The organism is uncultured Roseobacter sp., assembly GCF_947495275.1.
In the GTDB taxonomy this organism is placed as follows: Bacteria; Pseudomonadota; Alphaproteobacteria; order Rhodobacterales; family Rhodobacteraceae; genus Roseobacter.
In genome coordinates this window covers 1-22,502 of sequence record NZ_CANLYL010000027.1, presented here as the reverse complement: position 1 = coordinate 22,502, position 22,502 = coordinate 1, and the positions used below count along the sequence as shown (strand labels likewise).

Below are 22,502 nucleotides of genomic sequence, written 5' to 3'. Positions count from 1 at the left end.
CGGATACATATGAGCGACTTCCGAGAACGTGCGAAGAAATCAATTGCGAACAGCAGCCGGTACATACATTTGGGCCGAAGGCATCTTCGCCTTCTCAACATTTGCCAACCACGCGAATGCCGACCGGGGCGTTCTCGATAGAGAATGCCAGAATGAACCTCATGCGGTGGTACTTCTTCCAAAAACAAAGGGAAGGAGATCGACATGCGATTTGGTTTTGTCGGTTTGGGTCAGATGGGTGCGCCGATGGCGGCGAACCTTGCCAGCTCAAACAACGTAATGGTCTTTGATCTCAGCGAAGACGCCATGAATGCCGCCGCTAAAGCCGGTGCCAAGAAGGCCGGTAGTGCTGCAGATTTCTCAGACGTGGACGTGCTGATCACCTGCTTGCCAAGTGGTGGGATCGTGGAAAAGTCACTATTCGACACTGAACATGGGATTGCACAGCATCTTCCAGCCGACACGGTTGTCATCGATACCTCAACTATAGAATACGGACTGACGCTCAGCATTGGCGAGCGTCTTTCAGCTCTCGGACTACGGTTTCTCGATGCTCCGGTCTCTGGCATGTGGAAGCGAGCTCAGGAAGGCACGCTGACGATGATGATCGGAGGCGACGGTGAGATTGTCGAGGCGCTGCGGCCAGCCCTTGCAACAATGTCGAACCGCATCCTGCACACTGGCGCTGTTGGCTCAGGCCAGCTCACCAAGCTGATCAATCAGCTTCTCTTCGATATCAACGTGGCTGCCCTGGCAGAAATCCTGCCGATGGCAAAGAAGCTGGGCCTTGATCCGGAAAACACCGCCGAGGTGGTGAACTCAGGGACCGGCCGCAGCTATGCGTCGGAATATTTCATTCCCCAGATCCTCGAAGGCAAGTTTGACACCGGCTACCCGCTACAAGCGGCCTACAAGGATCTGATCAGCGGTGCTGAAATCTCAGCCCGTTATCAGATCCCGGCACCTGTACTGGCCGCTGCGACAACCACCTATCAGCAAGCACTTCTTGAGGGCCATGGGGACAAAGACAAAGGCGCGATGGTGCTCGTTTATGAACGGTTGCTTGGCATCAATTGCCGAAAGGAGGGGTAACGATGGCTGACGGAAAAGGTATTCAGGGTGGACTGACAAACTACGGAGATAAAGATTTTGCGGCGTATCTGCGTCGGTCTTTTGCTCGCTCTATGGGTCTTTCGCGGGAAATGCTCGATAAGCCGATTGTCGGGATCGCCATGACCCCTTCGGGCTTCAATAACTGCCACAGAGCGATGCCTGAGCTGGTCGAAGCTGTCTCTCGCGGTGTGCTGGCTGCAGGAGCTTTGCCGCGACCGTTCCCAACGGTGTCTCTTGGCGAGGTCTTTCTGAACCCGACCAGCATGGTCTACCGGAACCTCATGTCAATGGACACTGAGGAGATGGTTCGTGCGCAACCGATGGATGCTGTCGTACTGATCGGCGGTTGCGACAAGACAGTTCCTGCCCAGCTGATGGGCGCGGCGTCTGCCGACATACCGGCCGTGCAACTTGTGACTGGCCCGATGATGACCGGTCGCCACAAGGGTGAACGCTTGGGCGCCTGCACTGACTGCCGCCGTTTCTGGGGTAAGTTCCGCGCTGGTGAGGTCGAAGGGGAAGAGATAGCGGAGATCGAGGGCCGATTGGCGACAACGGCCGGCACCTGTGCTGTCATGGGAACAGCGAGCACTATGGCGTGCATCGCCGAAACACTAGGGATGTCCTTGCCTGGCACAGCGGCCATTCCATCGGTTCACGCTGACCGGCTGGTTGCAGCCGAGGAATGCGGTAAACTGGCTGTTGATCTGATCCAGAACCCTCGCAGGCCAAGTGAGGTGATCACCGAGAAGTCGGTAGAGAATGCTTTCCGCGTGTTGATGGCCGTCAGCGGGTCCACCAATGCCATCGTTCACCTTACAGCTGTTGCGGGTCGTCTCGGCATCCGGATTTCACCCGAGCGCCTCAATGAAATCTCGGACGAAACGCCGGTTTTGGTTGATCTGAAGCCAGTCGGTGAGGGGTACATGGAAGACTTCTATGCGGCTGGCGGGGTCGGAGCAGTCTTGCGCGAGATCCGCCACCTTCTGCACCTCGATACGGTGGATGTAACAGGTCAAACCCTGGCGGAGCGTCTGGATGACGAACCTGATTGGGTTGATCGTCGTGTCATCCGTGCGTTTGACGACCCGGTATCCGACGAAGGCGGTCTCATCAGCCTTTATGGCAACATCGCGCCGCAGGGGGCCATTTTCAAACGCGCTGCGGCGACGCCGGAGCTCTTTGAAGTCGAGGGCCGCGCCGTTGTGTTCGACAGTCTCGAAGATCTCGCCAAGCGCGTTGACGATCCGGATCTCGATATTGAGGCTAACGACATCATGGTTCTGAAGAACGCGGGACCAGTGGCTGCGGGAATGCCGGAGGCCGGGTATCTGCCGATCCCAAAGAAACTGGCACGGAAAGGTATCAAGGATATCGTGCGAATTTCAGACGCGCGGATGTCTGGCACGGCTTTCGGAACCATCGTTCTCCATATGTCACCCGAGTCCGCGGTTGGCGGGCCATTGGCTGCTGTTGAGAATGGAGATCGTGTACGTCTCTCGGTCGCTGACAAGCGTATCGATCTACTGGTCGATGACGCCGAGATCGCTCGCCGTCTCGAACAGCACAAGCGCCCGGAGCTGCAGAATCGCGGGTATCGCGGGCTCTACAGCCGGACGGTTCTGCAGGCCGACGAAGGCTGCGATTTCGATTTCCTCACTCAAGAAGGCTGGTCCAAGGAGAACGCCGAATGAACCTCTTTACGAAACTTCAGGAGCGCGCAGCGAGTGGTCAGCCGGTTCGTGTTGGAATGATCGGTGCAGGCAAGTTTGGCACAATGTTTCTTGCGCAGGCACTTCGATTGAAGGGGATTCATATCGTTGGTGTCGTTGATCTGCGACCAGATGCGGCCAAATCCAACATGAAGCTCGTTGGATGGGATGCAGCGGCTTACTCAGCATCGAGCCTGGATGACGCAGCTACTTCTGGCGCAACCTTTGTCGGTGATGATTGGGAAGCGCTGACAGCGCACCCGGATATTGAAATCATTATTGAATGCACCGGGAACCCGATCGCAGCTGTCACGCACTGCCTCAAGGCGTTCGAGAATGGCAAACACATCATCAATGTAACAGTTGAAGCAGACGCATTTGTTGGGCCTGGTCTGGCCAACAAGGCTCGCGAAGCCGGTGTGATCTACAGCATGGCATATGGAGATCAACCTGCGCTTGCCAGTGACCTGGTTGATTGGGCGCGGGGATGCGGTTTCAGCGTCGTTGCGGCTGGTCGTGGCCACAAGTGGATGCCGCACTATCGGCAATCGACGCCTGACACCGTATGGGATCATTGGGGTCTGACGAAAGAGCAAGCGGAACGCGGTCGGCTGAACCCCAAAATGTTCAATGCGTTTTTGGACGGCTCGAAGCCAGCTATTGAGAGCGCGGCCATCGCCAATGTGTGCGGGTTGGATGCTCCTGAAAACGGGCTGGTCTTCCCTTCAGGTGGGATCGACGACGTTCCAAATCTGGCGCGGCCGCGCTCAGAGGGCGGGGTGCTGGATCATAAGGGCATGGTGGATGTCATTTCTTGCCTGACACCGGAAGATGAACAGATCCCGCATGACATCCGCAAAGGTGTCTGGGTCTGCTTTGAAGGGGACACCGAGTATCTGCGTAACTGCTTCGAAGAGTACAAAGTCGTGACCGACGACAGCGGACGCTACATGTGCAACTACAAGCGCTGGCACCTGATCGGGCTGGAGCTCGGGATCTCGGTCGCATCAGTGGGCATTCGCAAGGAACCTACGGGGGCGGCGCATGAATTCCGGGCCGATGTTGCGGCCGTCTCAAAGCGCGAGTTGAAGAAGGGCGAAATCCTTGATGGTGAGGGCGGGTACACCGTGGCCGGCGGTCTTCGCCCAGCATCGATTTCTGTTGCTGAGGGGTACGTCCCACTCGGTCTTGCGCACAATGTCACCTTGATCAGAGACGTTCCTGAAGGTCAGCCGGTCAAATGGAGTGACGTGCAGGCGGACACGAATACGGATGCCTATCGCCTGCGACGCGAGGTCGAAGCGAGCATTTCGAAGAACCTCGCTGCATGACCACGGATCTCAGCATATCGTTTCTTGGAAAACGACTAAGCCGTCCTGAAAGCGTCCTCAGCACCAAGACTGGTGAGGTTTTCTGCTCGCACAATGGGCATGGTGTCATGCGTATATGCCCCGATGGGCGACAGTTTCTTTTACAAGAGCCGTCGAGCTTCGGCGGTATGCCGGTCGTGCCGAACGGGATTGCGTTGCGACCTGACGGCTCATTCCTCATCGCCAATATCTCTGACGCAGGAGGCGTTCTGGAAATGGACGCCGATGGGCTGCGCCCACACGCGGTCTCCACGGGCGGTTCGACATTGCCACCGGTCAATTTTGTCTATGTAGACCAACTAGGCAAAACATGGATTACGGTGTCGTCGAAACTCCGTCCCCGCTCGCGGGCTTATCGCCGCGATGTCAAAAATGGCTATGTGGGTCTGATCAATGCTGACAATTCGTTTTCCGTGGTCTTGCAGGGACTTCACTATACGAACGAAGTGCGGCCTGATTATGAGGGGGGATGGCTCTACATAGCAGAGACTTTCGGGCAGAAGATCTCGCGCGTGCGCCTTGATGAAAAGGGTGTACATGGTGAGCCGGAACTCTTCGTCCAGTTCGGGCCTGGCACGTTCGTGGATGGTATCGAACTGGACGGCGCTGACGGTCTCTACGCGGCCTGTATCGTATCGAGCGAGCTCTATCACATTGATCCGGAAGCAAAGCCCACACTGATCGTCGGTGAACGCGACGATGCTTGGGTAGAATGTGTTGAAGCCGCGCTCGATAATCACACAATGGATCGAGCACACTTTGACAGCTCGCCTGCCGAGGTGCTTCAGAACATATCCAGCCTGGCGTTTGTGGGTGAGAAACGTGATCGAATTGTTTGCGGCAATTTGCTGGGCGATTCACTTCCGGTTTTTGACGCTCCCATCAGTGGACCAAAGCCACCATACTGGAATGTAGAGGTTCCGATTTGGGGTGCGCAGGTGTCCTAATCAAATCCAGAACCTCAGCTGGTTTTATGAACCCGGCAAACCTGACCTGAACGGGGAGACTAAAATGGCTCACACGAACAAAGTCATTCGCTCAATCAACTTGGATGGGGATAGAATTTGCGTGGACATTTTTCTGCGCCCAGACGGTACGTATGGGTTCGATGAATTTCGAAGAGATCCAGAAGATGGCCGAGGTTGGTATAGCATAGGCCACCATAGCGCTGCCGTTTTTGAAGAGTACGACCAAGCCTTTGGCGCGGCAAGGATGAACGTCTCATGGTTAAGCGATGCCATTGCCCGCTGTGAAAATTCACAAGGCAAAACCTCTTGACCTTCCACTGGCTGGAAGACGTAGCCAGTCAGTAAGCGGTAATATCAAAGAGAAACTATGAAATCTGTCATCTTAATCGCTGCAGCCCTCGGTGTTGGTATCATCGGTTACACATTGTGGCCGAGCAAAGGTTCAACGCCGGAGGAGCATTCTGAAGTTGCTCCACCGGGCGGAGCATTGGTGGAAATTGTCTTGCCTGACACTTTGTCTTCAAACGCTCAAATTGGTAAGCGAGGGTTTGAGGCAAACTGTGCGGCGTGCCATGGTCTCAACGCGGTCGGTCAAGATGGCCTGGCGCCACCTCTGGTACACAGAATCTACGAGCCAAGTCACCATGGTGACGAGAGCTTCCAGCGGGCGGCTGCCATGGGAGTGAGAAGCCACCACTGGCCTTTTGGGAATATGCCGCCAATTGATGGTCTCACACGCGGCGATGTTAAAATGATCACGGCCTACATTCGAGAGTTACAGCAGGCCAACGGGATCAATTGATCATCGGGGCAGTGCTTCAGTCTGGCATGAATGAGGCAATCCTGATCAGCTCCAAAAGTCCCTAATAATACAAAGCTTACGTTCATCGCGAAACGCGATGGCTCCGTTATCGAACCAATTCTGGGCAGATAACAGGTTTCGCCTGATCCTCTTGAGACCATAGAATTCTCGGGAGGAAACCATGAACTTCACACGACGCACAGCGCTCAAGACTCTGGCAGCAACGGCAACGGTCGCACTGGCGGCACCTGCTCTTGCTCAAAGCAAAATCACCGTTCAGGTCAATACAACGATGAAGCCGGGCGGCTCCGAAGAAGCGGGTATCGCACGCTTCAAGGCCGCACTTGAAGAGCTGGCTCCGGGCCGGTTTGAGGTCGTTCCTTTCCTGAGCGGTCAGCTGGGCGGTGAAAACGCTGTCCTGGAACTGCTGAATATCGGTGAGACCCAGATCTCCCTGACAGGTGGTAACTGGCGCGCTCAGTACGCACCTGACTACGATCCGATCTCGATCCCGTTCCTGTTCCCGAACGGCGCGGCTGTCGAAGCCTTCATGGCCAGTGACTCTGGCAAGGCTTTGCAACAGCGCGGCATCGATCAGGGCGGTATCGTAGAAATGGGTGCTCAGATGCGCGCATCACGCCATATGACCTCGAATAAGGCCATTACGACACCAGACGACCTTGATGGGTTCCGGCTGCGTCTGCCGAGCATTCCTGTCTGGGTCGATGTTTGGAGCGGTCTGGGCGCACAAACTGTCGTTGTGCCCGCTACGGAAATCTACCTTGCAATGCAGACCGGCCAGGTCGATGGCCATGAGAACTCTCTCGTCTCGCCATTCTCGCGCAAGCTCTATGAGGTGCAGTCGCATCTCATTATGACGGGCCACGTGCATTTCCCATGGCATTGGGTCGCATCGAACTCCTGGTTCTCGGGCCTATCCGATGAAGACCAGGCCGTTGTCCGTGCAGCCGTCGAAATTGCGCGTACTGAAGGCACTGCTGTCGAAGCGCAGAAGGATGTGTTCTATCTCGAAGAGCTCAAGAAAAAAGGCATGACCGTGGTTGAGCCCGATGTGGCGGCATTCAAGGCCAAGGCACAGCCAGCTATTGACAACGCAATGTCATCACTGGCTGACGGTGTGATCGAAGACGTGCAAAACGCGATCGCTGCAAATTCGTAACCTCCCTGAAACTGGACGCCCGTCTTTATGGCGGGCGTTTTTTTATAAGCGCAGGGGGAAACCACATGCAGCTTGAAGATGAAAACACGGACGCTGCGGCGATCCCGACACGCAACGTGGGACGTGTCGAAAAGACGCTGGTACAGATCACAGATCTGTTCTTGGGCATCATGCTGATGGGGCTTGTTGGATTGCTGGTCCTGTCGATCCTGTCGCGCGATGTCATTCGCTTTCCCGTTCCGTGGCTCGAAGAAATCGCCACGCTGATCACGATCTACGCCGTGGCCTTTGCCTCGATCGGCGCGTGGTCTCGCGGGGCCCACATCGCCGTTGAGCTGGTGCCTATGGCCATAAAAGGCGTCTGGCATTCGCGCTATGCGCTCTTTCTGCAAATCCTGTCGATTGTATTCCTTGTGCTTGCTGCATGGGGTGCTGCCGAGATGATGCAGCGGAGCGCCAACAACCGCACAACGGCTCTTTCAATGAGTTTTTCGATTTACTATGGGGGACTGCTGCTCGCCTTCGCAGGCATGGTCTTTGCATCCCTTCTCCGTCTTGTCGGTGAATTTTTCGACAAGCCAGAACAGGAAGGGTAGAGATTATGGAAATCTTCTTACCATTTGTTGGTGGCCTGATCTTTTTTATGGCATTGGGTCTGCCGGTCTTTGTTGCACTAGGGGCAACCTGTCTTCTCGCTCTAGCGATGACATCCGCATCCGGTGGCTTGCCGGTGGAGCTGATGTCTCTGAAGATCACGCAGACGCTAAACAGTTTCCCACTGTTGGCAATCCCGCTCTTCATCCTTGCAGCAAACCTGCTCAACCGAGGCAGCGCCACGACACGGATTTTCGATTTTGCCAATGTCATGGTCGGGTTTGTTCGTGGGGGTCTGGGGCACGTGAACGTGGTAGCCTCAATGATTTTCGCCGGTATGTCTGGCACAGCGTCAGCTGATGCAGCGGGCCTTGGCGCGTTGGAAATCCGGGCCATGCGGGAAAAAGGGTACGACCTGAAATACAGCACGGGCATCACAGCTGCATCCAGCGTGATCGGGCCGATCATTCCGCCAAGCGTCGCCATGCTTGTCTATGGCTGGCAAGCGGATGTGAGCGTCGGGGATCTGTTTCTTGCGGGCTTTGTACCTGGTGTGCTGATGGCTGTACTGCTGATGGCGACGACGTTCATCATGTCTTACAAGATCGACATGCCGACGCGCCCGTTGCCAACAGCGCGTGAGGTGTTTGAAACCGGCCACCGGGCCGTGCTTCCGATGCTGACACCGCTAATAATCGTGGGGGGCATTTGGAGTGGCATATTCTCACCGACCGAAGCCGGAGCGGTGGCCTGTGCCTACGCGATCGCGCTCGGCGTGTTTGTCTACCGTGACGTGAAGATCAAAGAACTGTTCCAGGTCTTTGTGCAAAGCATGGAGTTCAGTGCCGTTATTCTGCTGATTATCGCCATCTCTGGGTTCTATGGCTGGCTGCTGGTGCGCCTGCAGGTGCCGCAAGCTTTGGCCGCTGGTCTGGTCGCCATGGATCTGCACACGACGATCCTTCTGCTGATCCTGATGGTGTTCTTCGTCCTGGTCGGCTGCTTCATGTCTGTGATCGAAAGTGTGTTGATCCTGACACCTATTCTCGTCCCGGCGGTCGCCGCATCGGGAGTGGACCCGCTGTTTTTCGGCGTGTTCATGGTGATCACACTATCAGTCGGGGTGATAACGCCGCCATTCGGAACGGTCCTCTATATTCTGGTTCCGATCACGGGAATGCGGTTTGAAAAGGTCGTTCTATCGGTCCTGCCATTCTTGATCCCGATCCTTGCGACTATCCTGTTGGTGCTGTTCTTCCCGCAGATCGTCTTGATCCTGCCAAGCCTGTTCTGATGGGGAAGCCACATCATATCGCTTGGGCAGCACTGGATCACGCAGTGATCACTTGCGCCGACATCGAAAAGTCCGTCGCCTTTTATGGCGGCGGGCTTTGCATGGCGATCAACCGGTTGGATGATGGCCGTGTCGAAGCGACGTTCGGGCGCTGCAAGCTCAACCTTCAGCCCAACAACCGACACTATGGGCCGCCCAAAAATGCTGGAAGGTCTTGGTCTGCAAATATTTGTTTGCTGGTCGAGCAAGGCCTTTCTGATGTAGAGTCCCGCTTAAAAGAGATAGGTCTCCGCATAGAAGAAGGACCGGTGGAGCGCGTCGGCGCTCAAGGCACAATCCTCTCGCTGTATTTGTACGATCCGGACGGCAATCTCATTGAGATAAGTGAGTACCCGAGCCATGCGGAAAAGATTTGACCTTGTAACCCTCGAACTCTTCGTGGCCGTCGCCACTTCGAAGAGCATCGCGCAAGCTGCTTCAGCTGAGAACATCGCCGCTTCAGCCATCAGCAAGCGGATATCCGACTTTGAAGCCCAGGTTGGCACGGCTCTTTTTTACAGACAGCAAAAAGGTGTGTCCCTGACACCAGCGGGTGAAGAAATGCTTCGCCATGCCAAAGACCTGCAGCGTCTGTTAGATCGTATCGACGATCATATGAGCGACTTTGCGCAAGGCTTGCGTGGAACTGTGCGGATCGCGGCCAATACGTCTGCGATTACACAGTTTTTGCCCGAGGATTTGGCGCTGTTTGTGGCGGATCATCCCGACATGCGGATCGATCTCACCGAGCAAACGTCAGATGAAATTGTGATGGCCGTCCGCGATGGTATTGCAGATGTCGGCATTTTCTCCGGCATGATCCCAAACCCGGATCTCGACGTGTTCACCTATCGCAGGGATACACTTGTTGTCCTGACGCCAAAAGGTCATCCGCTTGGGACAGATGGGCCAGTTTCGTTCATCGAATTCTCAACACATGATCTTGTCGGCCTTCAGAAGGGAAGTTCTCTGCAGGCCTTCATCGAGAAGCGCGCCGCAGAGCAAGAGTTAGAGCTGAGAACGCGGGTTGAAGTCCTCAGCTTCGATGGTGTGCGACGCATGGTCGAAGCGGGTCTTGGCATCGCGATATTACCGCTTGGAGCCGTGGAACCCTACCTGACGGCCTCTAACCTGCGGATGGCCCCTGTGGCGGATAGCTGGGCTGAACGCAGTTTGAAGGTGGCCGTGCGTGATGATGAAGCACTGTCGCGGCCCATTAGATCTCTCATGGCCCATCTGACCAGTGAATTCCCCGAGGCCTCTTAGTCCCGGCATCTGGGATTGAGATGGGGTCTGTCGTCATTGATCAATGGTTTAGAACGAGGGCAAACACCTATTTTGTCCGAAAAAGTATGGAGACCAAGCAATGCAAATTGATCGCGTGGATCATTTCGTCCTGACAGTCGCCTCGATCGATGCGACCTGTGACTTCTATTCAAAGGTTCTGGGAATGGAAGTGACGGAGTTTGCGGGAGGACGTAAAGCGCTTTCGTTTGGGGCGCAGAAGATCAACCTTCACCAACATGGCAACGAATTTGAGCCCAAATCTCTGACACCGACACCTGGCAGCGGCGACTTTTGCCTGATCTCGGCTGTCCCGATTGCTGAAGTTGTCGCACATCTCGAAAATTGTGGCGTCGAGATTGAAGAAGGTATCGTTCCGCGCACAGGCGCAACCGGACCCATCAAGTCCGTGTATCTGCGCGACCCGGATCAGAACCTGGTCGAGATTTCAGTGTACGAATAAAAGGCAGTTTGCGCTGCAAGGAGACATCCGAATGGACGGTTCACATCTGCCTGAGACACATATGACGAACCGGCCTGTGGGGTATGTCGAATTCCGTCAACGCTGCAGCGCCGATTTTCATCAACTCCATATCTCCAAAGCCTGCATCCTGCGTATCCGCTCGGGGCGAAAGACAGTCCGGACCTTTGCGGGTGCTGAGACAACAGTTGAGCAAGGTGAGTTTGTCTATCTGCGCCGTGGTGAAAACCTGACGATCGGGAATATCATCGGTGATACTGGCCTCTACTTCTCGGAAGGCCTGGTGGTTGATGACAGCGTTATCTCTGAGTTCCTGCAACTGCATCCAAACCCAAGCACTGCGCGCGAAGTCAGAAAAGGGATCATGCCGAACGGCTTCAACGACGCCTTCTCGCGCGTTGTCGCAAGCCTGGATGATCCCGATCTCTGTGATGGCATCTTATCATATCGAACGCAGGAATTGCTCATGTGGCTGCAGCTGCAGGGTGCCGCGCACCGAATTCACTGTTGTGAAGGTCTGAAGGATCGGTTGCGGATGCTCTTTGAGGGTGACCTGGAGCGCAGCTGGAAGGCTCCGCAAGCCGCCCGAGAGCTTGGTATGAGCGAAGCCACATTGCGCCGGACGCTCAGCAAGGAAGGCACCGGTTTCACCGAAATGCTGCGCGACGTGCGCCTGTCGTTTGCGCTGATGCGCATTCAAACAACACAGCATTCGTTGGCCGAGATCGCTTTTGAATGCGGGTTCAGCTCCCAATCGCGCCTTAGCGAAGCGTTCAAAGCACGATTCGATATCACACCGGGAAAACTAAGGGCGTCTGAGGCCCAACTTGAGCGAATAGCGTAAAATCTTGATCGATTCCGGAGATAAAAGGAGCGGCCAGAGTGGCACATAACGACCATCCGAAATACTTCTGATGGAGATCGAAAATGAAACACCTGATCACAACGGTTGCACTGGTTGCTTCCCTCGTTACCCCAGCTTTTGCAGACGAAGCTTTCACCCTGTCCAGCCCTGACATCGCCGAAGGGCAGCAGCTCGACAACACATTCGTCTTGAACGCCTTTGGCTGTGAGGGCGACAGCATCTCGCCCGCACTGGAATGGAGTAACGCTCCTGAAGGCACCAAGAGCTTTGTCGTCACTGCATACGACCCAGACGCGCCGACTGGCTCCGGCTGGTGGCATTGGGTTGCCTTTGACATCCCTGCGGATGTGGACTCGTTGGCACAGGGCGCAGGTTCTGAAGGTGGCAACATGCCTGACGGCGCAGTCCAGAGCCGTACTGACTTTGGAGCCACCGGCTTTGGCGGCGCATGTCCTCCTCCGGGCGAAGTACACCGCTATGAGTTCACCGTTCACGCTCTGGGCGTTGAAAGCCTCGGCCTCGACGAGAATGCCAGCGCTGCTCTGGTGGGCTTCATGACCGGCGCGAACTCTTTGGGTTCTGCAGATATCACAGCTGTCTACACACGCTAAGCCACTCACGGCACCAGTCGCCCGGATCTTCGGGCGGCTGGCTCATTTCCCATCACCGCGTCGCGTTGCTGATAGCGGATCGATTAATAACAGGACCAATTCCATGGCCGAACCAGAACAAGATATCCCCGACAATGCCCCATCCTTCGTGCTGACCAGCACCGACATCGCCGAAGGTGAGAGCCTTGGCAAAAAGCACGAGCTGAACGTCTTTGGTGGACATGGCGACAACCTTTCACCTCAGTTGACTTGGGCGAGGGCGCCGGAGGGCACAAAGAGCTTTGTTCTCACCTGCTTCGATCCCGATGCACCGACAGGTTCCGGCTGGTGGCACTGGGTTGCGTTCAACATTCCTGATGACGTGTCTTCTTTGGACACTGGCGTTGGTACAGAGACCGGTATGCCAGCTGGAACTATTCAGGCGCGCAACGACTTCGGTGAAAAGAACTTTGGTGGAGCGTGCCCGCCGCCTGGCGAGGTTCACCGTTACGAATTTCGTGTACACGCATTGAATGTCGAAGCGCTTGATCTTGAGGAAGATGCCACTCCGGTTCTGATAGGATTTATGACGCACGTTCACACTATTGCCACGGCGAAGCTGACTGCGGTTTATACTCGATAGAGGAGTGTTATGTTCCAGCAGTCGAATGTGATTGGCTGCTGGAGGCAAATCTAAGAAATGGACGCACTGACTGCTTGCGCGGACGTGGCTCTGCCGTGCCGAACTTCTACCATAATGCTCCCTTCCATCAACTCAAATGGATCGCACCATCAATCCTCGGGGTTAAACACTTAGGCAAGTTCGGGCTGGATTAGCTTTCGATCTGACAAAGAAGACGGATACCTTTCAGCGGGTTTATTCAGCAGCAATATCTTTTAAACGATGTTCTAGCCCCGACGCCTGCGCTGCAGAATAAGCGTCGGTGCTATTGGCCAAGAGCCAGCCCTGTATTTGAGCAGGGCTGAATCTTTGATCTCCCAACCGCTGCTCGAACTGCAAACTCAAGTCTTCTTCATTGGGAAAGAAACGTTCAAACAGTCGACGGGCCGTTGCCGCGCTTACCAATCCAAGCTTGGTATGCACATCGGCGCGGCCGGGACGGATCAGGGCCGGGTCCAGCCTTTCCTTGTGGTTTGTGGTCATGACCAGAGCACGACCCTCCTGAGCCGCGACGCCATCGATGGCATTGAGCAAGCCCGAGAAGCTGACGCCTGAGCGTTTTTCTCTGCCTTCACGCCCAGTGAATACGGCGTCCACATCTTCGATTGTGATCAGCGAACTCTTGGGGGCACACATCATCGCTTCACGCAGATCATCATCCGTCAGCGTGGCGCGCCCGATATCCAGCGACGCGATATCCAATGACAGGTCTGATGCCAGCGCGCGAATGAGGCTCGACTTGCCCGTGCCCGGGGGACCGTAAAACAGATACCCCCGCCGCCAGGGAACACCACGTTCCGCGTACCAGTCGCTGGCTCCATAGAACCAACGCATGTCCTCCAGCACTTTCTCGATGCGATCGCCATCCACAAGTACCGTATTGATGGAACGGCGCGGGACATCGCCGACATGATCCCACCAATCCCCCTTCAGAATATGAAGGCCAGGGCCGATGCGATCCCTGGTCTGGGAAAGCGCACGTCCCTCGGCGATCCAGCCTAGAATTGTTTCGACTTTCCCGAACAGGACGGTGACATTCAGCACCTCCATGGGTCGCTGATTGTGAGCGGCCCCGACCTTTGACTTTTCATTGATATCGCGCTCTAGACGGCAGATTTTTCCACGCCAGAAAAACCAATGCCGCCCCGGAGCTGGTGCATAGCCCTTTGTTCCTCGCGCCCATTTCCCATCCGTCATGCGCACATGGCGCGAGTGGGACAGAACATTGTTCTGCTCCATCCAGATACAGAAATGACGATAGGCCGCACTCCGGTTGTCGAGTGTCAGGCTGACCCAGACGCGTCGAACAATCACGCGGTACATGGCCATGAACGCGATGCGCAGAAAGGCCGCCGCGACCCCGAATGCCCCGAGCGCCAAGCCGCCCGCGAAAAAATCGCTGGTCAGGGCGCTGGTCAGGAATTGATCGAATGCTTCCATCTTAGCCCACTTTCACTTCGCGAAAATCGCGGCCCTTGAAGCACCGCACCGGATTGCCGCGTTCGAGCGCATAGTGCAGCGCGTTGCGGCTCGCCTTTTGTGCGGCTTCATCCGCTGCGGTTTGGGCGGCCATCAGATGCTGAAGGCGTTCCAGGGCCAGTGACTTGTTGCGATGTTGCGACCGTTCTTCGCGCGCCACCGCCGAAAGGCCGGTCAGCCTGTGTGTCGCCCGCACGGCACTGTCGGTGGTGTTCTGGTGCTGCCCGCCGGGGCCACCGGCACGGAAAGTATCAAATGTGACATCACGCACGTGAATGCGTTCGGGCGTTCGCGCGGGCTCAGGCAGGTCAAACACCCCAATGAACCAGTTGGATCGTTTATGGGTCGGACGCAAATTGCTTTGCGCCCGCCATTGAATCGTACCGCGCCAATTCTTGGCGAAGGCCTCCGCATCGGCGCCGCTGATCAGAACCACTGCGGATTTATAGCCATGTTTTGCACGCACCCCATTGCTGTCGAAGTCCACGGCGAGGAGCTCCGCCTCGTTACGCATTGTCTCGAGCACGCCTGCAACGGCTTGCTGGCATTCCGCCGGACCGCTGCCACTGGTGACCAAGAGAGAGATATGTCGGGATGCAGTCATGACCGCCTCCCGTTACGCGTTTTTTTGAAGGTCAGGAGCGGATGGAACTCCGCCACAGAAAGCGCAGCACCTGTGCGCTCCAGGTCTTCGGCGACGGACTTGGCCGATTTGTACGCCAAAGGCGCTTCTTCAATCAGAAGGTCCCGATCTTCACACAGAATACGGCCACCGAAGGATGTACGCAGCATGGCCAGGATGTCAGATTTCTTCGCTCGCACACGACCATGCATCGAGGATCGGTCGTAGCGTCGCCCGGCACCATGAGCGAGGCTGCCTAATGCGTCATCGTGACCGTTCGGAGCCATCAGATAGCTTGCACTGGCCCGTGATCCGGCGAGCGGAACAAATCCCTGCTCTGCGACTGCCGCACCTTTGCGGTGCAGCCAGCCATCGCTATGTCGCGCAAGCAAGTTGTGCGGTGCATCGACCAGCAGTGTCAGATCCACCCGCAAGGCCTCCGTCGCGCGCTCAGCGATGATCTGGCGGTTCAGGCTGGCCCAGCGAACGGCCCGGTCATGATCCTGCCGGTAGGCCAACGCGGTGTCACTTTCGGGATCAAGACCCGCGAAGGCACCATCCGGCACCGAACCAAGAACCGCATTGCCAAGTCCGCGCGATCCGGAATGAACCAGCAGATACAGGCGTGATGCATCGAGGCGGATGCCGTCATCCGCCTCGGCCAAAGTTTGCACTTCGTAGAAATGATTGCCGCCACCAACCGTACCGAGCGATGTGGCAAACAGATCGGTTGGCAGGCCAGCATCTTCCAGTCGCCAGCGCGGATCTTCAGATACAGGTTCTCCAAGAACACGCATCCGGCGCAGCGCTTTCTCCAGTTTCAGCTTCCGCACAGGCAGATCAAGCTGGAACAGAGACATGCCACAACCGATATCGTTACCGATCAGTTGCGGAAAAATGCGGTCCGCCAGAACGGCACATCCAACCGGCCCGTATTTGCTCGGATGTAAATCAGGAAAGGCCGCGATCTTTTGCACGCCGGTCCAGCCGGCGATTTCTTCGAGTTGCGCTTCGGCCCGTCCTTCGATCCAGGCCGCAGATGTATAGAATTTCGTGATGACGTCGTCGCTGGACACAGTTAACGCGCGACCATCCAAGACAGAATTGCCCATGTGATAGTACCAAATAAAAGTATGTAGATGCGCCGACGCGAGCCGACGAACTGGATCAAACCTGATCTGATTTCAGCTTAGGTGTTGATCGGCCCCGAAAGGGCGAAATGACGAATAAGCATGTATGTCCCTTTCCTTGTTTGGGGGTTACGATTTGGGTCCCAGGGACCAATTTCAGACTGTCACCTAGTCGGGATCGATGATTCAAGCAAAGGTTTTGACCATGCTCGCATTGTCGTGTGTCTAAATTACAACGATAGTGTAACTCGATGATCACGAGATTTCAGATGTCCACCGGTTTTGGAGTCAAAAAATTTCGAGAATGCCACGTCCATGAAATCTATATGTTGTGCCTGAGCGCTGCTCTAATCCCCGCATCATCTCAAAGATAATATTCTCCAATCATTCCGTTGGCTTAGTTTTTAGATTGCCCGTCGACGGATTGAGAAACCGCAAGCGAAAATCGAAATGTGGGTTAAGAGTCAATTTAATCAACTTCTTAAGAAACCTCTACTGAGGGCGAGAGGAAAATCGCAGACCTTGACAGGGGATTCTCGAACGTTGCAAAACGTAGATGAGAATTAAGCTTAATGCCAGCATTCGGTGATCTCTTTGCCATGATGACACTAGATATAGAGTTGCATAAACGGATCCTCGAACGGCTGCATGAGCGCGGTGTAACGCTTGCGCAGGTGGCTCGTGAGCTTAAGAGGTCTCCAACTTTAGTGACATATGTGTCCCAGGGGAGATGCCGGAGTCGGCCTGTTGAATCTGCTATGGCCCGCCACCTGAACTGCGATGCGGCGGAGCTGTGGCCGACACGCTATCAAAAGAGAGGGGACAAATGAACATAGCATAAATGCAAAAGGTCCGGAGGTTGCAGCCTCCGAACCCTTCTAAATTCGGGTATCGAGGACACCCTTCAACCACATCCTTGATCCCCTTTTTTGAGCCAACAGTCAAGCCTTTGGTGTCCTCACTAGGCCACCAAAGCGCTCGACCTGTGCGAAAACAGGAGAGGCACGTGCTGAGTAAAACTCAAGGGAAACAACCGTATTTTCACAACAGGCGACCACATCTGCCGGATGCCAGACTTAGTGTCAGTCCGCTGGCACTAAGTGTAAGTCTCCAAGAACGAGAAACACCGCAGTCTTTCGTGGCCCGACTTTCTGTGCGCAATGGCTGCGTGATGGTTCAGGATTTTTGCCGCCACATGGGCATCAAATGGATCGACGTCGTAACCGGAAAAGGAGCAACACTCCAAAATGTCGGTTTGTTGGCTGACACGAGAACCGATGATCTTGAACGATATGCGATTAAAACCCAAGGCTAACAGCGATATACCGTAAATGGCCAGTCACTCACATCTTGGACAACCCGACGACAAGATCTTCGCTTGTGTCCTGCATGTTACGTGGAGGACATCCAAAAAGACTGCGCAGATGCAGCCTATGGTCGCGTAGAATGGCAGTTATGATGAAAGATCAACTTTCGAGCTCGTTTTTTGCGATATTGCAGATCAGATTGACGTGCTGATCCAACCAATCTGCGTCAAGCGCCGTGTGACGTATGAGTTTGCGGAAATAAGGTACAGCAATTGCCAGTTCTATCAGCTGTTCAACCGGAACATCGGCGGTGATCTCACCGCGGTCTATTGCGGCTGAAAAGACAGCTTCTACGCTTGCGAATCTGTCTTTCATGAATTCCGCAATCACCAACCGCGCTTCTGCATCGGTGGAAGCGGCAGCGACAACCTGAGGCGCGATCCGGCCCCATGGCGTGTCATTCAAAGCGCCCATCAGAATACCGAGTAACCAGCGCAGGTCAGATCGCAACGGACCATCGGTTTTGGGGGGAATGTTCGGCGGTGTCGCGATGCGCCTGAACGCGGCATCACGCAGACTGCGCGCATCTGGCCAGTGCCTGTAAAGCGTGCTGCGCGAAATGCCCGTCACATTTGAAACTGCGCCATGTGTCACGTGCAACACGCCCTGATCCATCAGAAGCTTTTGGGCAGCATCGAGCGCGGTCTGCCGTGTGGCGATCAGTCTTGGATCTTCTTTCAATCACCCCTCCTATAGAACACATTGTTGCGCAGGGGAACATTTTGTTCTAAAAGTTTGACAGGGCTCAAAACCTAACGCCCAAAACACAATTCTGCAAACACGTCTTATCAAAATGGAGCGTATCAATGTTTAAAGTGGCAGCAACCTCGCTGGCAGTACTTTTATCGGTGGGCGCTTCTGCCGCGCTGGCCGAAAGTGGAACTTATGAACTGGATCCCGGACATAGCCAGGTGATGTTCAGCTATAATCACATTGGGTTTTCAGAGACATTTGGCATGTTCTCGGGATTTAACGGCGAGATTGAGTTCAACGAAGATGATCCCTCTGGGTCATCGGTTACAGTATCTATGCCGGTCGAATCCATGATCACGGGCTGGGACGCCCGCCTGCAACATTTTATGTCCGCCGACTTTTTTGGCGCGAATAACGGTGATGTGATCACATTCGCCTCAACCGGCATCGAAGTGACCGGGGAAAATACTGCAAGTATTTCGGGGGACCTGACCATGAATGGCGTTACCAAACCTGTCGTTCTGGAAACGACGCTCAACAAATCCGCACCATACCCGTTTGGCCCGAAAGAGGGCACACCTACGTTGGGGCTTTCAGCTAAAGCGACTGTCGTGCGGTCTGAATTCGGACTTGGGGCGTTTGCGCCTGCGGTGAGCGACGAAATAAAGCTTTTGATCAATATCGAAGCGTTGAAAACAGAATGACGCGGTGGCGCGCGCTGACGTAGCGCAGCGCACCCTTTCCCATTTTTTGACGGGCGACCAACGAAATGAATGCACCCTTTAGAGTATTGGCAATCGCTGCGGTTACAGCACTGATGTGCCAGTTAGCTTCTGCGCAAGAACGCACCTTGCCGGAGCGCACATCGCCTCGCCCCGAAACAACAAACGGAGTGCCCCATACCCAGATTGGCGTTCAAATTGATGCCGAATTGGCCAGTCTGTTGCTGGAACGCGTCGCGCAATTCTCAGGTGTCACACTTGGCCCGACGCGCACATCACTGCCTGGTGCCATTGGCTTTCAGCTCAATCGAGACATGGTGCTGTCTCAACCGAGCTCCATCGTCGGTGGTTTTGAGTTCGCACATATGCACCCCGATGGCAGCCTGCACGCTTCACTGGACCCCACTATGGCGCAAGGGGCCATTGAGGCAGGCTGGGCCACAGCGCATCCTTGGGCCAATCAACGCCTCGGGTGGGGTGGCTTTGTCATGATCTATACACCGACCACACCAGAAGAATTGGACGTCGTTATCGATCTGGTCGAAAGCTCATACACGTTCATCACTGGCAACACCCTGCGCTAATCTGACCAGCGCACTAGCGCGAATACGGCAACGCTGCATTGCAGTAACTCCTGACGTGACGGGAGACCGCTATGGGCCGCAGTTTTCGGGTCCCCGTAGTCGAACATCATTTCAAACAAGTACCGCCATATTTCAGATAGCGGCGCCTAATGTGTTGAGCGTGGCCTGAGAAGATGTACAATGATGAAAAACTCATCTCGCAGTGTCCGTGCGTGGCGTCGCCTCTGTACCATGAGTTGTTCGCGTTGATTTCCTTTTTCATAACTGGAGTTCAGAAGCAAACGTGACGCATATCAAACGCAGATAGTTTCCGTGTGCGGCTCTTGCCGTTCCGATCGCTTTGACCAATTGCAAGGCTGCGCAGGATCATCTGCACATGATTTTTCAGACCGCTGACAGCTCAGTATACAGGACATGAAGAGCATCGCCGATCAGCTCTCTTCTAGCCTTGTTAGATCGCCGTATCGTTCTGCTCTGTCAAAGATATGAAAACTTGGAACCATTCCGGGCAATACGCTCAATTGTCTGGCTTTGAGACGCAATCAGATGTGATGGAGAAACCGACAATCTAACAATTGAAGGAGAAATGATGCCAATCGGTAAGTTCAATCATGCCAAGCCTTCACAACGTGAGAACAAAACACAAGGCTGGGCTAAATCGAGGGGGCCAGCTCCTGATACAGCGCACAATCAGCCGCTGGCCAGCGCACCAGACCTGAAGACCTCGCGCATTGGCCAAGTACCGAGCTTTCAATTGGCTGCCGACTTAAACGCCTTGCAGACGAAAGCAGATGCGGCGACTCACAAAAAACAGCAGCTCATGCAACTACAAAGCGCTGCATACGCGCGTTCCTCAAATCTTGCTGCGCTGCAGGCCAAAGCAAACGCGGCGCTTTCTTGCACGCCAGTTTTACAGCGTGTCGAGGTTATCCATTTTATTGACATAGCCAAGGATAATGACAAAATCGAGAGCGCCATATGGGAATTTTGTGAAAACCGCAATCACACAGCCCAAACGCGTCTTGACATGATCACAGCATACAAGGCTGTACAAAAAGGTTTTATAATCAACCCTTTTACAACGACCGTGACAGATTTCTTGGTCGAGGTGCAGGACCAGGTAATTTCGAAACGACAACCGGGGGGTGAATTTGCTCCCAATGATCGCCCCGTCGAGGGTAATTTCTCTATGGGCAGTGCTTCGCTCTTGGAGGATGATGCTACCATAGTTGACCCTGCGGAGACCCCCGACCGACCTTGGAAAACCCTGAAACCTGTAGGTGACGAAACCATTGAAAACTATGTCATTCGGGTCAACCAGTATGTCAAGCATGTCAAAGCGGTGACCCCGGAGGAATTGGGAAATGCACGATATTCTGTATCGACGCCAGAATGGCTAAAGTCTGAACCGATTGCAGAAGATAAAGTGACGGATAAGACTGGGCTTCTGAGCGCTGTTGGAGATCAAGACAAGGATGACAGTGAATCCGATAGTGATGCTTTACCTCCAGACTGGACACGCAAGACGATAAGGCTCGTTGTCGGAAAGGCCCGCCAAAAATTCCCCGAGTCGGAAGAGACGATTGTTACCACGGCAGTGCTGCTTGAAGAAGAGCTGACCAAGGTTTTGAAAGACTGTAAGAACTGGAAGGAAGTCCTTGATACATTCGGTGTAACCGGACCCATTGCTGCTGTTGGAGAAAGGGTTATGGACGTGATTCTGACCAATCTCGATAGCCGCATAAAAGAATTGGTTCCGTGGAGCACGGGGAGGAAAGCCAGAGACACGGGGAGTAAGGCAGGCGAAGGTGTAATCGACATTAGCTACAATGTCGCAGGGTTTGCCGCCGACGCTGCAACATTTGGCGTAGCTGCACCGTTCCTTGGTATGATCGGGGGCGCCTACAAGGGAGGATTTTCCTGGGAAGACGCGCGACGTGCTGGTGCCAGCAAAGCCAAGGCCGATGCGATTGGGGTTGTCACCTTCATGTTGCAAGCTGCGCAAGGCTCAATTCCGTTTTATGGCGGCGCCCTCGGCATTCTCGGTGGAGTTGCAGAAGTTTCGGAGTCGATTAAACCTAAAAAGCGACTGCAAAAAGTTTTCAAAGGGTACAGCACGCTACGCGGCCCAGGTGGTGGCGATGAAAGAGTCACTGGCTTTTTGATTGAGCGGATTGCTGCGGGTAATCAACTAATAGCAGATGGAATTGGCTTTGAGAGTAGCTCAGTACCCGAACGAAACCCTACGAAGAAAGAGAATACAAAGCTGATCAATCCGTTCCGCAGGTTTAAGGCTAAAAAGGCATCCGGTGCCGTAACACCGATTGAGATAGCACGCCAAAGCTTGCTCAAGAAAATCAAGTATCTTAACGAACAATTGGAAAAGTCAGAGAAGCGCTTTAACCTTACTGAAGAGAAGAGCAAGTCCAATTTGCTCCCGTCAAATAAATAGCATCTTCGCGTTTGTGAAATTGACAGAACGCACTGAGCATAGGGTGCATTTGGGTAGCTATTTGCATGTGATTTGACGGCAGTCAGGATGATTGGCTTCAGTTGGGTCGAGCAGTTTGACCAAGCCAAAGAGCACTCTATAGACGTCGTGACAGTGCCTGGTGTCACTTGGCACCTAATTGTGAGATTGCGTCGGATTTTGGTAGCAATTTGTTGAGGACAGCTGACATTGGCCCCATGTTGATAATCCTGACAGATACAATGCTGAGGTCTTGAACTTCTTGGGAAAGCAAATTCGAACCAAGTGACTACAGAGAAGCAGGTCCAGAACTGGATTGCCAGAAAATTTCCAAAGCTTGAAAGTCGTCGGTGGCAAAAAAGCGAACAAATAGAGATTTGGATTGAATATCTTGTGTGGATGTCTCCTGCATAGCAAGATATTTTTTGAGCTGATATGAGCGTCTGTCAGATGCAGTCGTG

The 22,502-nt window shown here is 54.4% G+C and carries 24 protein-coding genes; 20 read left to right on the top strand and 4 right to left on the bottom strand.

All coding sequences use genetic code 11. The features are described 5' to 3' along the window. Window positions 1–204 precede the first annotated feature (204 nt). The 15 genes from Q0802_RS23755 (at window position 205) to Q0802_RS23685 (ending at window position 12,935) form a co-directional block, all read left to right on the top strand. Complete coding sequence (locus Q0802_RS23755; protein WP_298922442.1) at window positions 205–1,092, top strand: NAD(P)-dependent oxidoreductase; 888 nt, start codon at window positions 205–207, stop codon at window positions 1,090–1,092. A gap of 2 nt (window positions 1,093–1,094) precedes the next feature. Further along, complete coding sequence (locus tag Q0802_RS23750; RefSeq protein ID WP_298922441.1) at window positions 1,095–2,807, top strand: dihydroxy-acid dehydratase; 1,713 nt, start codon at window positions 1,095–1,097, stop codon at window positions 2,805–2,807. Further along, a complete protein-coding gene (locus Q0802_RS23745; protein WP_298922439.1) occupies window positions 2,804–4,156 on the top strand; it encodes a Gfo/Idh/MocA family oxidoreductase in 1,353 nt (450 codons plus the stop codon). Before Q0802_RS23750 ends, Q0802_RS23745 begins: the two co-directional genes overlap by 4 nt. Then, the gene (locus Q0802_RS23740; protein ID WP_298922438.1) at window positions 4,153–5,142 is read left to right on the top strand and encodes an SMP-30/gluconolactonase/LRE family protein; all 990 of its coding nucleotides are present in this window, start codon (window positions 4,153–4,155) and stop codon (window positions 5,140–5,142) included. The genes Q0802_RS23745 and Q0802_RS23740 overlap by 4 nt, the downstream gene beginning before the upstream one ends. Before the next feature lie 64 nt (window positions 5,143–5,206). Beyond that, window positions 5,207–5,473, top strand: a complete 267-nt coding sequence (locus Q0802_RS23735; RefSeq protein ID WP_298922436.1) for a hypothetical protein — start codon at window positions 5,207–5,209, stop codon at window positions 5,471–5,473. 57 nt (window positions 5,474–5,530) lie between these two features. Further along, the gene (locus Q0802_RS23730) at window positions 5,531–5,965 is read left to right on the top strand and encodes a cytochrome c (RefSeq protein WP_298922435.1); all 435 of its coding nucleotides are present in this window, start codon (window positions 5,531–5,533) and stop codon (window positions 5,963–5,965) included. Between the two features lie 181 nt (window positions 5,966–6,146). Next, complete coding sequence (locus Q0802_RS23725; protein ID WP_298922434.1) at window positions 6,147–7,145, top strand: TRAP transporter substrate-binding protein; 999 nt, start codon at window positions 6,147–6,149, stop codon at window positions 7,143–7,145. A 65-nt stretch (window positions 7,146–7,210) separates the two neighbouring features. Beyond that, a complete protein-coding gene (locus tag Q0802_RS23720; protein WP_298922433.1) occupies window positions 7,211–7,741 on the top strand; it encodes a TRAP transporter small permease subunit in 531 nt (176 codons plus the stop codon). Window positions 7,742–7,746: 5 nt separating this feature from the next. Continuing rightward, window positions 7,747–9,033 carry a TRAP transporter large permease gene (locus Q0802_RS23715; RefSeq protein WP_298922432.1) on the top strand — a complete coding sequence of 429 codons (1,287 nt, stop codon included), beginning with the start codon at window positions 7,747–7,749 and terminating at the stop codon, window positions 9,031–9,033. Next, complete coding sequence (locus Q0802_RS23710; protein ID WP_298922430.1) at window positions 9,033–9,449, top strand: VOC family protein; 417 nt, start codon at window positions 9,033–9,035, stop codon at window positions 9,447–9,449. Before Q0802_RS23715 ends, Q0802_RS23710 begins: the two co-directional genes overlap by 1 nt. After that, window positions 9,433–10,338, top strand: coding sequence for a LysR family transcriptional regulator (locus Q0802_RS23705; protein ID WP_298922429.1), 906 nt, complete (start codon window positions 9,433–9,435; stop codon window positions 10,336–10,338). The genes Q0802_RS23710 and Q0802_RS23705 overlap by 17 nt, the downstream gene beginning before the upstream one ends. Before the next feature lie 100 nt (window positions 10,339–10,438). Continuing rightward, window positions 10,439–10,819, top strand: coding sequence for a VOC family protein (locus Q0802_RS23700; RefSeq protein ID WP_209835562.1), 381 nt, complete (start codon window positions 10,439–10,441; stop codon window positions 10,817–10,819). Window positions 10,820–10,850: 31 nt separating this feature from the next. Further along, window positions 10,851–11,681 (top strand): AraC family transcriptional regulator, encoded by an 831-nt coding sequence (locus tag Q0802_RS23695; protein WP_298922427.1) that lies wholly within the window; start codon window positions 10,851–10,853, stop codon window positions 11,679–11,681. Between the two features lie 83 nt (window positions 11,682–11,764). Then, entirely contained in the window at window positions 11,765–12,313 is a 549-nt protein-coding gene (locus tag Q0802_RS23690) for a kinase inhibitor (protein ID WP_298922426.1), read from the top strand. Between the two features lie 103 nt (window positions 12,314–12,416). Then, the gene (locus tag Q0802_RS23685; protein WP_298922425.1) at window positions 12,417–12,935 is read left to right on the top strand and encodes a YbhB/YbcL family Raf kinase inhibitor-like protein; all 519 of its coding nucleotides are present in this window, start codon (window positions 12,417–12,419) and stop codon (window positions 12,933–12,935) included. A 234-nt stretch (window positions 12,936–13,169) separates the two neighbouring features. On the opposite strand, the gene Q0802_RS23680 is transcribed toward Q0802_RS23685, so the two are convergent. From Q0802_RS23680 to Q0802_RS23670, 3 genes are read right to left on the bottom strand one after another with little or no spacing between them, the layout of a single operon-like run. Then, entirely contained in the window at window positions 13,170–14,414 is a 1,245-nt protein-coding gene (locus Q0802_RS23680) for an AAA family ATPase (RefSeq protein ID WP_298922423.1), read from the bottom strand. Window position 14,415: 1 nt separating this feature from the next. After that, a complete protein-coding gene (prfH, locus tag Q0802_RS23675; RefSeq protein ID WP_298922421.1) occupies window positions 14,416–15,057 on the bottom strand; it encodes a peptide chain release factor H in 642 nt (213 codons plus the stop codon). Then, window positions 15,054–16,187: an RNA ligase RtcB family protein gene (locus Q0802_RS23670; RefSeq protein WP_298922419.1), complete on the bottom strand. Its 1,134-nt coding sequence runs from the start codon at window positions 16,185–16,187 to the stop codon at window positions 15,054–15,056. Before Q0802_RS23670 ends, prfH begins: the two co-directional genes overlap by 4 nt. Window positions 16,188–16,777: 590 nt before the next feature. Between Q0802_RS23670 and Q0802_RS24780 the strand changes: the two genes are divergently transcribed. Together Q0802_RS24780 and Q0802_RS23665 are read left to right on the top strand one after the other, a co-directional pair. Beyond that, window positions 16,778–17,035: a helix-turn-helix domain-containing protein gene (locus Q0802_RS24780; protein WP_366523353.1), complete on the top strand. Its 258-nt coding sequence runs from the start codon at window positions 16,778–16,780 to the stop codon at window positions 17,033–17,035. 176 nt (window positions 17,036–17,211) lie between these two features. Further along, complete coding sequence (locus tag Q0802_RS23665; RefSeq protein ID WP_298922418.1) at window positions 17,212–17,520, top strand: hypothetical protein; 309 nt, start codon at window positions 17,212–17,214, stop codon at window positions 17,518–17,520. A gap of 151 nt (window positions 17,521–17,671) precedes the next feature. Here Q0802_RS23665 and Q0802_RS23660 read toward each other — a convergent pair whose 3' ends face one another. Beyond that, window positions 17,672–18,253 carry a TetR-like C-terminal domain-containing protein gene (locus Q0802_RS23660; RefSeq protein ID WP_298922417.1) on the bottom strand — a complete coding sequence of 194 codons (582 nt, stop codon included), beginning with the start codon at window positions 18,251–18,253 and terminating at the stop codon, window positions 17,672–17,674. Window positions 18,254–18,378: 125 nt separating this feature from the next. On the opposite strand from Q0802_RS23660, the gene Q0802_RS23655 reads away from it, so the two are divergent. The 3 genes from Q0802_RS23655 to Q0802_RS23645 all read left to right on the top strand — a co-directional run bounded on the left by Q0802_RS23655 (window position 18,379) and on the right by Q0802_RS23645 (window position 22,023). After that, window positions 18,379–18,969, top strand: coding sequence for a YceI family protein (locus Q0802_RS23655; protein WP_298922414.1), 591 nt, complete (start codon window positions 18,379–18,381; stop codon window positions 18,967–18,969). A gap of 65 nt (window positions 18,970–19,034) precedes the next feature. After that, window positions 19,035–19,571 (top strand): luciferase family protein, encoded by a 537-nt coding sequence (locus Q0802_RS23650; RefSeq protein ID WP_298922413.1) that lies wholly within the window; start codon window positions 19,035–19,037, stop codon window positions 19,569–19,571. A 589-nt stretch (window positions 19,572–20,160) separates the two neighbouring features. Continuing rightward, on the top strand, window positions 20,161–22,023 hold the full coding sequence (locus Q0802_RS23645; RefSeq protein WP_298922411.1) for a hypothetical protein: 1,863 nt from the start codon (window positions 20,161–20,163) through the stop codon (window positions 22,021–22,023). The last annotated feature ends 479 nt before the right edge of the window (window positions 22,024–22,502 follow it).

What these genes read in the sequence shown, in the direction of transcription:
- Q0802_RS23755 (WP_298922442.1), top strand. Translation starts at nt 205, where the DNA reads ATGCGATTTGGTTTTGTCGGTTTGGGTCAGATGGGTGCGCCGATGGCG.
- Q0802_RS23750 (WP_298922441.1), top strand. Translation starts at nt 1,095, where the DNA reads ATGGCTGACGGAAAAGGTATTCAGGGTGGACTGACAAACTACGGAGAT.
- Q0802_RS23745 (WP_298922439.1), top strand. Translation starts at nt 2,804, where the DNA reads ATGAACCTCTTTACGAAACTTCAGGAGCGCGCAGCGAGTGGTCAGCCG.
- Q0802_RS23740 (WP_298922438.1), top strand. Translation starts at nt 4,153, where the DNA reads ATGACCACGGATCTCAGCATATCGTTTCTTGGAAAACGACTAAGCCGT.
- Q0802_RS23735 (WP_298922436.1), top strand. Translation starts at nt 5,207, where the DNA reads ATGGCTCACACGAACAAAGTCATTCGCTCAATCAACTTGGATGGGGAT.
- Q0802_RS23730 (WP_298922435.1), top strand. Translation starts at nt 5,531, where the DNA reads ATGAAATCTGTCATCTTAATCGCTGCAGCCCTCGGTGTTGGTATCATC.
- Q0802_RS23725 (WP_298922434.1), top strand. Translation starts at nt 6,147, where the DNA reads ATGAACTTCACACGACGCACAGCGCTCAAGACTCTGGCAGCAACGGCA.
- Q0802_RS23720 (WP_298922433.1), top strand. Translation starts at nt 7,211, where the DNA reads ATGCAGCTTGAAGATGAAAACACGGACGCTGCGGCGATCCCGACACGC.
- Q0802_RS23715 (WP_298922432.1), top strand. Translation starts at nt 7,747, where the DNA reads ATGGAAATCTTCTTACCATTTGTTGGTGGCCTGATCTTTTTTATGGCA.
- Q0802_RS23710 (WP_298922430.1), top strand. Translation starts at nt 9,033, where the DNA reads ATGGGGAAGCCACATCATATCGCTTGGGCAGCACTGGATCACGCAGTG.
- Q0802_RS23705 (WP_298922429.1), top strand. Translation starts at nt 9,433, where the DNA reads ATGCGGAAAAGATTTGACCTTGTAACCCTCGAACTCTTCGTGGCCGTC.
- Q0802_RS23700 (WP_209835562.1), top strand. Translation starts at nt 10,439, where the DNA reads ATGCAAATTGATCGCGTGGATCATTTCGTCCTGACAGTCGCCTCGATC.
- Q0802_RS23695 (WP_298922427.1), top strand. Translation starts at nt 10,851, where the DNA reads ATGGACGGTTCACATCTGCCTGAGACACATATGACGAACCGGCCTGTG.
- Q0802_RS23690 (WP_298922426.1), top strand. Translation starts at nt 11,765, where the DNA reads ATGAAACACCTGATCACAACGGTTGCACTGGTTGCTTCCCTCGTTACC.
- Q0802_RS23685 (WP_298922425.1), top strand. Translation starts at nt 12,417, where the DNA reads ATGGCCGAACCAGAACAAGATATCCCCGACAATGCCCCATCCTTCGTG.
- Q0802_RS23680 (WP_298922423.1), bottom strand. Translation starts at nt 14,414, where the DNA reads ATGGAAGCATTCGATCAATTCCTGACCAGCGCCCTGACCAGCGATTTT.
- prfH (WP_298922421.1), bottom strand. Translation starts at nt 15,057, where the DNA reads ATGACTGCATCCCGACATATCTCTCTCTTGGTCACCAGTGGCAGCGGT.
- Q0802_RS23670 (WP_298922419.1), bottom strand. Translation starts at nt 16,187, where the DNA reads ATGGGCAATTCTGTCTTGGATGGTCGCGCGTTAACTGTGTCCAGCGAC.
- Q0802_RS24780 (WP_366523353.1), top strand. Translation starts at nt 16,778, where the DNA reads ATGCCAGCATTCGGTGATCTCTTTGCCATGATGACACTAGATATAGAG.
- Q0802_RS23655 (WP_298922414.1), top strand. Translation starts at nt 18,379, where the DNA reads ATGTTTAAAGTGGCAGCAACCTCGCTGGCAGTACTTTTATCGGTGGGC.
- Q0802_RS23650 (WP_298922413.1), top strand. Translation starts at nt 19,035, where the DNA reads ATGAATGCACCCTTTAGAGTATTGGCAATCGCTGCGGTTACAGCACTG.
- Q0802_RS23645 (WP_298922411.1), top strand. Translation starts at nt 20,161, where the DNA reads ATGCCAATCGGTAAGTTCAATCATGCCAAGCCTTCACAACGTGAGAAC.